We start from the raw sequence: 9,940 nt of genomic DNA, 5'->3' as shown, positions 1-9,940 counted from the left end.
GCGCGCACCGTCGCCGATCGCCGCAACCAGCTGCGCATCGGTCGCCGACCGTAATTCGACGGCGCTCAACGAATCGCACATATGTTCGAAGATAGATGGTCCCGACGGCGCGCGACACCCCACAACCGCCAACCTGTGGATGAACCCCCAACTGTGGATAACCGGCGGCGAGTAGCCTGACCGGCGTGGATTACGCCGCCGCTTTTCTCGACGAGAACCGCGCATTCGCGGAACTGTTCCGCGACGTCGACGAGTCCACGCCGGTGCCGACCTGCCCCGAGTGGAACCTTAAGCAGCTCTTCCGGCACGTCGGCCGCGGGCACCGCTGGGCGGCGCAGATCGTGCGCGACCGGCTCGACGAACCCCCCGACCTGCGCGCCGTCGAGGGCGGCAAGCCCCCGCCCGATCCGGCCCACGCCGTCTCCTGGATGCACGGCGGCGCCCAGCGCCTCGTCGACGCCGTCAAGCTGACCGGTCCCGAGACGCCGGTGTGGACCTTCCTCGGGCCGCGCCCAGCGAATTGGTGGGTCCGGCGGCGGCTGCACGAAACCGCGGTGCACCGCGCCGACGCCGCCCTCGCCTTGGGTGGGGAGTTCACCCTCGCGCCCGACATCGCGGCCGACGCCATCACCGAATGGCTGGAACGGGTCGCGAGCCAGGCAGGACGCGGCGGCGCGCCGCTGCCGCTCGAAAACGGCGACACCCTGCACCTGCACGCCACAGACCCGAACCTGGGGGAAGCAGGCGAATGGACAGTCCGTGCCGACGGCGGCATGATCGCGTGGGCCCACGAGCACAGCAAGGGCAGCGTGGCGCTGCGCGGCGGTGCCGCCGAGTTGCTGCTGGCGATGCTGCGCCGAGTCCCGATCGGCGAGACCGGCATCCAGCTCTTCGGCGACGACGCCGTCTGGCGGACCTGGTTGGACCGGACGCCGCTGTGAGAACCGCGGCCACACGGTAACTTGCTGACCATGACGACATCGGAGATCGCCACCGTCCTGGCGTGGCACGACGCCCTCAATGCCGCCGACCTCGACACCTTGGTTGCCCTGTCCAGCGACGACATCGAGATCGGTGACGCGCACGGGGCCGCCCAGGGGCACGAGGCGCTCCGCAAGTGGGCCGCCGCCGGCCCCGCCAAGGCCGAGCCGGGCCGCCTGTACGTGCACAACGGCGTCGTGGTCGTCGAGCAGAAGGCCGACGGGGCCGACGCCGCGTCCGCATTCCGCGTCGTCCACGACCGCGTCACCTCGGTGTTCCGGCACCAGGACCTGGCGTCGGCGCTGGCGGCCACCGAACTCACCGAGGACGACCTCGTCGAATAGAGAGTCAGAACATGCGCGGCATCATCTTGGCGGGCGGCTCGGGAACGCGCCTGCACCCGATCACCAAGGGCATCAGCAAGCAGCTGCTGCCCGTGTACGACAAACCGATGATCTACTACCCGCTGTCCACCCTGATGATGGCGGGAATCCGCGACATCCTGGTCATCACCACGCCGCACGACGCGGCGGGCTTCGAGCGGCTGCTGTGCGACGGGTCGCAGTGGGGCATCAACCTGACCTATGCGACGCAGGAGCGGCCGGACGGCCTGGCCCAGGCATTCGTGCTGGGCGCCAACCACATCGGCAACGAGCCGGTGGCATTGGTGTTGGGGGACAACATCTTCTACGGCCCAGGTCTGGGCACCAGCCTGAGCCGCTTCCAAACCATCAACGGCGGAGCAATTTTTGCCTACTGGGTGGCCAACCCGTCGGCCTACGGCGTTGTCGAATTCGGTGACGACGGCATGGCGCTCTCGCTGGAGGAGAAGCCCGCCACTCCGAAATCCAACTTCGCCGTCCCGGGCCTGTACTTCTACGACAACGACGTGATCGAAATCGCGAAGGGTCTCAAGAAATCGGCGCGCGGCGAGTACGAGATCACCGAGGTCAACCAGATCTACCTCAACCGGGGCCGGCTCGCCGTCGAGGTGATGGCCCGCGGCACGGCGTGGCTGGACACCGGAACGTTCGACTCGCTGCTGGACGCCAGTGACTACGTCCGCACCCTGGAACGGCGGCAGGGCCTGAAGGTCAGCGTCCCCGAAGAGGTGGCGTGGCTCCAGGGCTGGATCGGCGACGAGCAGCTGGCCGAGCGGGCCCATGCCCTGCTCAAGTCGGGCTACGGGTCGTACCTGCTGGATCTGCTCGAACGTCGGAGGTGACGCGGCCCGGCGTGGCCAGCACCGCGGCGATCGCCGTCGTCAACGGCACCGACAGGGCCAGCGCGATGCCGCCCACCGCGGACCGGACCAGCTCGATGGCCACGCTCTCGCCCGTCAGCACGTCGGCCAGCGACCGATTGGCGACGCTGAACAGCAGCAGCAGGGGCAACGAGCTGCCGGCATAGGCCAGCACCAGCGTGTACACCGTGCTGGCGATGTGATCGCGGCCCACGCGCAGCGCGCCCAGGAAGACGGCGCGGCGCGAGGACGGTCGGCCCAGCTGGGCGAGCTCGAAGACCGTCGACGCCTGCGTCACCGTGACGTCGTTGAGCACACCCAGCGACCCGATGATGAAGCCGGCCAGCAGCAGGCCGCTGATCGACACGTTGCCCAGGTAGGCGCTGACCGCCGAGTTCTGCTCGTCCGACAGGCCGGTGAGATGCGTCAATTCTATTGCCGCCCAGGATAAGCCGGCGGCCAGCAGCAACGCCGAGAGGGTGCCGAGCAGGGCGGCGCTGGTCCGCAGGCTGACCCCGTGCGCGAGGTAGATCACGGCGTAGAGGATGGCCGCCGACGCCACCAGCGCCACGGGGACCGCGGACGCGCCGTCGCGCAACGCCGGCAGTAGGAAGACGACCAGGACGGCGAACGCGACGACAATGCCGACCAGCGCGAGCAGCCCGCGCCAGCGCGCGACCGCGACGATCACCACCGCGAACGCGACGGCCAGCGCCACCAGCGGCCAGCCGCGCTCGAAGTCATAGAACGAGTAGCTGGTGGCGCCCTGGTCGTCAACCTGCCGGACGAGCCGCACGCGGTCCCCCGCCGCGAACTGGGGCTGTCCCGGGCCGGGGGAGAACTCCAGCAGCGTCCCGGCCCCGGCGTTGGGCCCCGAATCGATCGCGATCAGCGTCTGCACGCACCGCCCTGCGCCCGGCGCGGCGGGCGCCGGCGCGGTGGTCAGCACCTGACTGGCCGACGGGCTACCGCAGTCGCCCAGGGCGCTCGACACGACGTGCCCGGCCTGGGTGCTCACGGCGCCGCCGGCCGCGTTCTGGAACGGCATCGGGATGTCGACGTGCTGCCGGCTCGGCCATAACGCGATCGCGCCCGCCAGCACCGCCAGGCCGATCGCCGCCAGCAGCCCGACGACTATCCGCGCGGCCAGCGGGCGCAACGGGGACGGGCCGGACGAGTGGGAGTGCGTCACGCGCTCCACGGTAGAGGCGATTACTGGCGATAGCTGACCAGGAAGTTGCCCAGCCGCTCGATCGCGGCCGCCAGATCGCGCGCCCACGGCAGCGTCACGATCCGCAGGTGATCGGGTGCGGGCCAGTTGAAGCCGGTGCCCTGACCGACCAGGATCTTCTCGGACAGCAGCAGGTCCAGGACCAGCTGCTCGTCGTCCTCGATGTCGTAGACCTCGGGGTCCAGCCGGGGAAACGCGTACAGCGCACCCGCGGGCTTTACGCACGAGACGCCCGGAATCTCGTTGAGCTTCTCCCAGGCGACGTCGCGCTGCTCGAGCAGCCGGCCGCCCGGCAGCACCAGGTCCTCGATGCTCTGGTGCCCGCCCAAAGCGACCTGGATCCCGTGCTGCGCGGGCACGTTGGGGCACAGGCGCATGTTGGCCAGCAGGCTGATCCCCTCGATGAAGCTGCTGGCGTGGTCCTTGGGCCCGGTGATCGCCAGCCAGCCCGCCCGGTAGCCGGCGACGCGGTAGGCCTTCGACAGCCCGTTGAACGTGAGGCACAACATGTCGGGGGCCAGGGTGGCCACGCTGATGTGCTTGGCGTCGTCGTAAAGGATCTTGTCGTAGATCTCGTCGGCGAGCAGCAGCAGTTCGTGCTTGCGCGCCAGCTCCACCATCTGCGTCAGCACCTCGCGGCTGTAGACGGCGCCGGTCGGGTTGTTCGGGTTGATCACGACCAGCGCCTTGGTGCGCTCGGTGATCTTGGACTCCAGGTCGGCGATGTCGGGCTGCCAGTTCTGCGTCTCGTCGCACAGGTAGTGGACGGGGGTGCCGCCGGCCAGCGACGTCGACGCCGTCCACAGCGGGTAATCCGGCGACGGGATCAGTACCTGGTCGCCGTTGTCGAGCAGGGCCTGCAGCGTCATCGTGATCAGTTCGGACACCCCGTTGCCCAGGAAGACGTCGTCGACGTCGAACCGGGGGAAGCCCTCGACCAGCTCGTAGCGGGTGACCACCGCGCGCCGGGCCGGCAGGATGCCCTTCGAGTCCGAGTAGCCCTGGGCGTACGGCAGGGCCTGGATCATGTCGCGCATGATCACGTCCGGCGCCTCGAAGCCGAACGGCGCGGGGTTGCCGATGTTCAGCTTCAGGATGCGGTGCCCCTCGGCCTCCAGCCGCGCGGCGTGCTGGTGCACCGGCCCCCGGATCTCGTACAGGACGTTCTGCAGCTTGGACGACTGCGCGAACGTGCGCTGCCGGTGGTGACCGGCCTGATGGCCGGGGCCGTGCAGGGGCAGCTGGTGGGTAGTCACGCCACCTATGGTGCCACCGCTGTCTACCGAAATTTGCTGACGGACCTCAATCTGTGATCAACGCTTGCCCGGCGGGCGGGCGCCGCGTGCGATGCCCAGCCCCTTGACCGGCGGTGTGGGGGCCGCCGGCGGGGACGCCTCGCCGTTGCCTTCGGCTTCGGGCGTCGGCTCGGCCTTGGGGGCCTCCGCCTTGGGAGCCTCGGCCTTCGCGGGGGCGGCCTTCTTGGCGCCGGGACGCTTGGCGCCCGCGGCGATGCCGAGGCCCTTCACGGGAGCCGCCGGAGCTTCGGCCTTGGGCGCCTCCGCCTCGGCCGGTGCCTCGGTCGCCTTCGCGGCGGGAGCCTCGGTCTTCGGGGCGGCCTTCTTGGCGCCGGGACGCTTGGCGCCCCCGGCGATGCCCAAGCCCTTCACCGGCGCCGCGGGCGCTTCCGCCTTCGGCGCTTCCGCTTCGGGCGCCTCGGCTTCGGGCGCCTCGGCCGGTGCGCTCGGCGCCGCGACGGCGGCCTTCGGTTCCGGCTTCGGTGCGCGCTTCTCGGCCTGCTTTGCGGCCGTGCCCTTCTCCGGCAGCGTCGCCTTGTCGTACTCGAGCGACCCGAGCAGCACCTGGGCCACGTCGAGCACCTCGACGCCGCTGCGGCCGGCCTCCTCCTGCCGGTCGTTGACGCCGTCGGTGACCATCACCCGGCAGAACGGGCAGCCGGTCGCGATGGTGGACGCCCCGGTGGCCAGCGCCTCGTCGACGCGCTCGTGGTTGATCCGCTTGCCGATGTGCTCTTCCATCCACATCCGGGCACCGCCCGCGCCGCAGCAGAAGCTGCGCTCGGCGTGGCGCGGCATCTCGGTCAGCGTCGCGCCGGCCGCGCCGATCAGCTCGCGCGGCGCCTCGTACACCTTGTTGTGGCGGCCCAGGTAGCACGGGTCGTGGTAGGTGATGTCCTGCGACACGGGGGTAACCGGCACCAGCTTGTTGTCGCGGATCAGCCGGTTCAGCAGCTGGGTGTGGTGCAGCACCGAGTAGTTCGAGCCGAGCTGCCGGTATTCGCGGCCCAGCGTGTTGAAGCAGTGCGGGCACGTGACGACGATCTTGCGGTCGACGGTCTCGGTGCCCTCGAAGACGCCGTCCAGCGTCTCGACGGCCTGGGCGGCCAGCTGCTGGAACAGGAACTCGTTGCCCGAGCGGCGCGCGGAGTCGCCGTTGCAGGTCTCCCCGGTGCCGAGCACCAGGTACTTCACCCCGGCGATGGCCAGCAGCTCGGCGACGGCCTTGGTCGTCTTCTTGGCCTTGTCGTCGTACGCGCCGGCGCAGCCCACCCAGAACAGGTATTCGAAGCCGTCGAAGCTGTCGACGTCCTCGCCGTACACGGGGACGTCGAAGTCGACCTCGTCGATCCAGTTGGTGCGGTCGGAGGCGTTCTGCCCCCACGGGTTGGCTTTGGTTTCCAGGTTCTTGAACAGCACCGACAGTTCCGTCGGGAACTCGGACTCCATCATCACCTGGTAGCGGCGCATATCAACGATGTGATCGATGTGCTCGATGTCCACCGGGCACTGCTCGACGCACGCGCCGCACGTCACGCACGACCACAGCACGTCGGGGTCGATGACGCCGCGTTGCTCGGCGGTGCCGACCAGCGGGCGGGTGGCCTGCTCGGGCCCGGAGCCCATCACGCGGCCGAAGCCGGACTCCGGAACGTGGTGTTCCTCTTCGTGCTTCTCGCCGGCCACTTCCTCGCCGAGCCCGCCCTCCGGAGTGTTCTCGGTGGGCGTCTCCTTCTTGCCCAGGATGTAGGGCGCCTTGGCCATCCAGTGGTCGCGGAGGTCCATGATGACGAGCTTCGGCGACAGCGGCTTGCCGGTGTTCCAGGCGGGACACTGCGACTGGCAGCGCCCGCACTCGGTACAGGTGGCGAAGTCGAGCATCCCCTTCCAGCTGAAGTCCTCGATTTTGCCGCGGCCGAACTGGGCGTCGTCGGGCGGGTTTTCGAAGTCGATCGGCTTGCCGTCGTATTCGAGCGGCAGCAGCGGGCCCAGGGCGTCGGGCAGCCGCTTGAAGATGACGTTGATCGGCGCGGTGAAGATGTGCAGGTGCTTGGAGTGCAGCACGATGATGAGGAACGCCAGCATGACCGCGATGTGCAGCAGCAGGGCCGTCGTCTCGATGATCTCGTTGGCAGGCTGGCCGAGCGGGCGCAGGATCACGCCGAACAGCTGGGACAGGAACGCGCCCTTGCCGTAGGGCAGGGTGCCGTTGTTGACGGCCGACCCGCGGACCAGCACGTAGGTCCAGATGACGTTGAAGATCATGAACAGCACCAGCCACGCGCCGCCGGTGTGCGATCCGTAGAACCGCGACGAACGGCCGATCTCACGTGGGCTGCGGGTCAGGCGGATGATCGCGAACGTGGTGATGCCCAGGAAGACGGCCGTCGCGAAGAAGTCCTGGAGGAAGCCGAGCGCGTCCCACCGGCCGATGATCGGGATGTGGAAGTTGTCCTGAAACAGCAGGCCGTAGGCCTCGATGTACACCGTGAGCAGGATGAAGAAGCCCCACATCGTGAAGAAGTGGGCCAGGCCGGGGATCGACCACTTCAGCAGGCGGCGCTGCCCGAAGACCTCCGCAATCTCCGTCCAGACCCGCCGGCCGGGGTCGTCGGTGTGCCCCGGCGCGGGTTTGCCGGCCGTGACCAGTTGGAACAGGAACAGGACCCGTCGTGCGGCAAGCGCCACCACGAGCAGCGTCATGCCCATGCCCACGGTCAGTCTGATGAGCATCTGCGTGGTCACAGAAAATCTCCCCAATGCCTAGTGTGAATCAGCCTGCTTTGTGCTGATCAGCCCTGCTCATAGTTGCATCTTCGCGGCCTGAGCCGCGAGAAAGGCTGCCCTAACTTCGCCTGGGCTAGGGCCGGAGGGGCAGCTGGAAGGGCGGGGGCAGCGGCCGTTCGCGCGTCGTGGTCGGCGCGGCGGTGGTGGTGGGCTGCGTCGTCGTCGGCTGTTGGCTGGTGGTGGTCGGCGGCGCCGTGGTCGTCGTCGTGGGCGGGTTCGTCGTCGTCGGGTTTGTCGTCGTCGGGTTGGTCGTCGTCGTGCTCGTCGTGGTGCTCGGCGGCGGGGCGGCGGACGTGGTCTCCGTCGGCTGCGTCGAAGGGGGTGGCGGCGCGGGGACCACCGTCACGGTCGTGATGTCGTTCGGCCCGGTGATGGTGACCGTCTGCGACGGCGCCGGGGTGTTGGGCGCGGTGGTGCTGGCGGGAGCGGGTTTGTCGTGGCCCAGCGTGAGCGCCAGCACGACGGCGACCAGAACGGCCGCGGCCGCACCCGCCACGCTGAGCACCAGCGCGGTCCGCTTGTACCAGGGCAGGCCGCCCGGTTCGGCGGGAAGGCGGTCCGCGTCGGCGCCGGGATAGACCTCGGCGGCCTTCGGCGCTTCCCTGTCGTACTGGCCGGTCATGTCCGGCCCCGTGTAAGGCACCGGCTCACCGGTGTCGTCGTCGTCTTCCGACCAGGCCAGGACGGGGTCGGCGTCGGCGGCCCGGGCGGTGCGAACCATCTCGGTGGGCGTTTCGACGGCGGCCGCCGCCGCGGTGGGTGCACCGGACGACAACTGCCGGTCGCCGAGCACGGCCGCGCCGACGGCCGCGCTGAACGCGGGCTGCGGCGCGGTGTGGATGGTGACCCCGAAGCGTTCGGCGAGCCGCCTGCCGATCAGCGGAATGGCGGCGCCACCGCCGACGGTCGCCACGGCGGCCAGCCCGCTACCGGCGATTCCGTTGCGCCGCAACACCTCTTCGACCGCGCCGGCGAACCGGTCCAGCGGTTCGGTGACGAGTCGCTCGAAGTCGGTGCGCGTCAGCGTGACGGTTTCGCCGGACCCGACCGAGACCGTCGCCGTGGTGGCCGAAGACAGTTGTTCCTTGGCGCGCCGGCACTCGCCGAGCAGCCGGCTCTGCGAGCCGATCCGGGTGGTGCTCGCGACGTCGGCGGTGGCCGCGGGCGCGCTCGCCTGCTCGAGGACGAGTTGGTCGAGTGCATCGCCGGAGAAGTCGGTGTTGCGCACCGAGGGCCCGATCTGCCGGTAGCCGGAGCCGGCATCGAACAGGCTGATGCTGGTGCCGCCGGCGCCGAAATCGCACAGGGCGACGACGCCGCCCACCGGGAATCCCGGCTGGGCGCGCAGGGCGGCCAGCGCCGCGGTGGCGTCGGGAACCAAGACCGGGGGCACGCCGGCGCGCGCGAGGTCCGGTTGGGCGAAGAACTCCTCACGCAACGCGGTGGACTGGGCCTCCGACCAGTACGCCGGGGTCGCGATCGTGACGGGCGTCCCGTACCCGACGGTGCGGGCCATGGCCTCGATCGCTTCCACCGTGAGGACCTCGCCGAGGTACTTCGTGCCGTCGGCGGCGACCAGCGGGGTGCGGTCGCCGACCCGCTCGACGAACCCGCGCAGCACCAGCCCCTGCCCGGTGAGATTGGGATTTTCCTCGGGCAGGCCCACCTCCGTGGGCCGGTTCTCGAACAGCGTCACGACGGGGCTGCGGGTGACCGGGGCGCCGCCGGAGCGGGCCGCGACCAGGTGGGCCACGCCGATCGACAGCCCGAGCGATTCGCTCATATAGCGCACCCCTGTATCAGTTGTCCGGCTGGCGATAGCCCGGCGGCCCTCACCTTAGCGGCTCGGCCCGTCAGTTGAGGCCTGGCGGCAGGGTGATCACGGTCGGCACCTCCGGGATCGTGATCACCGACGGCAGCTGCGGCAGGTGGTGCCGGTGGGTCGGCTGCGGCTGGGTCGGCTGGCGCGGCTGCTGCTGGGCGGGCGGCTCCGACGCGGTGCTGCTCGGGGGCTCGGTGGTGGTCGGCGCGGTGGTCCCGGTCGTGGTGGTGGTTGTGGTCGTCGCCGGGGTCGTGCTGCTGGTAGACGGCGTGTGGCTGGTGCCCTGGTCGCCGTGCAGCAGCTCCAGGACGCCGAAGACGATCAGGCCGATGAGGATCAGGACGGCCACGATCCAGGCGATCAGCGCCGCCGGTTTGCGGTACCAGGGGGTCGGCTCGGGCTCGTGCAGCGGGTCCGCGAACTGCGGCCACTCGTCCTCGGGCGGCGCCGCCGGAGGGGGCGGGGGCTCGGCCGCCGACGGGGGCCCGCCCTTGCTGTAATCGCCGAACTGGGTCGCCTGGTTGTGGAAGTCGTCGGGTGGGCCGTTGCGTGCCACGGCACCGATGGTACTAAGGCCACCT

Annotated in this window: 8 protein-coding genes; 3 read left to right on the top strand and 5 right to left on the bottom strand. The window is 70.1% G+C overall.

Going from position 1 to position 9,940, the window contains the following annotated elements:
• The first annotated feature begins 185 nt into the window (after positions 1 to 185).
• From SKC42_RS20260 to rfbA, 3 genes are read left to right on the top strand one after another with little or no spacing between them, the layout of a single operon-like run.
• A complete protein-coding gene (locus SKC42_RS20260) occupies positions 186 to 941 on the top strand; it encodes a maleylpyruvate isomerase family mycothiol-dependent enzyme (RefSeq protein ID WP_330966058.1) in 756 nt (251 codons plus the stop codon).
• 30 nt (positions 942 to 971) lie between these two features.
• Positions 972 to 1,325, top strand: a complete 354-nt coding sequence (locus tag SKC42_RS20255; protein ID WP_330966057.1) for a nuclear transport factor 2 family protein — start codon at positions 972 to 974, stop codon at positions 1,323 to 1,325.
• A gap of 11 nt (positions 1,326 to 1,336) precedes the next feature.
• The gene (gene rfbA / locus SKC42_RS20250) at positions 1,337 to 2,206 is read left to right on the top strand and encodes a glucose-1-phosphate thymidylyltransferase RfbA (protein WP_330966056.1); all 870 of its coding nucleotides are present in this window, start codon (positions 1,337 to 1,339) and stop codon (positions 2,204 to 2,206) included.
• Here rfbA and SKC42_RS20245 read toward each other — a convergent pair.
• From SKC42_RS20245 to SKC42_RS20225, 5 genes are all read right to left on the bottom strand, one after another.
• The gene (locus SKC42_RS20245) at positions 2,154 to 3,416 is read right to left on the bottom strand and encodes a YibE/F family protein (protein ID WP_330966055.1); all 1,263 of its coding nucleotides are present in this window, start codon (positions 3,414 to 3,416) and stop codon (positions 2,154 to 2,156) included. The two genes, rfbA and SKC42_RS20245, sit on opposite strands and share 53 nt — an antisense overlap.
• Positions 3,417 to 3,436: 20 nt before the next feature.
• Positions 3,437 to 4,744, bottom strand: a complete 1,308-nt coding sequence (locus tag SKC42_RS20240) for a pyridoxal phosphate-dependent aminotransferase (RefSeq protein WP_330966063.1) — start codon at positions 4,742 to 4,744, stop codon at positions 3,437 to 3,439.
• A 24-nt stretch (positions 4,745 to 4,768) separates the two neighbouring features.
• Complete coding sequence (locus SKC42_RS20235) at positions 4,769 to 7,495, bottom strand: (Fe-S)-binding protein (RefSeq protein WP_330966054.1); 2,727 nt, start codon at positions 7,493 to 7,495, stop codon at positions 4,769 to 4,771.
• A 115-nt stretch (positions 7,496 to 7,610) separates the two neighbouring features.
• Entirely contained in the window at positions 7,611 to 9,320 is a 1,710-nt protein-coding gene (locus SKC42_RS20230; RefSeq protein ID WP_330966053.1) for an Hsp70 family protein, read from the bottom strand.
• Between the two features lie 70 nt (positions 9,321 to 9,390).
• A complete protein-coding gene (locus SKC42_RS20225) occupies positions 9,391 to 9,915 on the bottom strand; it encodes a hypothetical protein (protein WP_330966052.1) in 525 nt (174 codons plus the stop codon).
• Between the last annotated feature and the right edge of the window lie 25 nt (positions 9,916 to 9,940).

It is taken from the genome of Mycobacterium sp. 050134 (assembly GCF_036409085.1).
Taxonomy (GTDB): Bacteria; Actinomycetota; Actinomycetes; order Mycobacteriales; family Mycobacteriaceae; genus Mycobacterium.
Note: the sequence above shows the minus strand (reverse complement) of the source record. Positions and strands in the feature narration are given on the sequence as shown.

Bases quoted from the DNA above. Each gene is read 5' to 3' on its own strand.
- SKC42_RS20230 (WP_330966053.1), bottom strand. From the start codon at position 9,320: ATGAGCGAATCGCTCGGGCTGTCGATCGGCGTGGCCCACCTGGTCGCG.
- SKC42_RS20255 (WP_330966057.1), top strand. From the start codon at position 972: ATGACGACATCGGAGATCGCCACCGTCCTGGCGTGGCACGACGCCCTC.
- rfbA (WP_330966056.1), top strand. From the start codon at position 1,337: ATGCGCGGCATCATCTTGGCGGGCGGCTCGGGAACGCGCCTGCACCCG.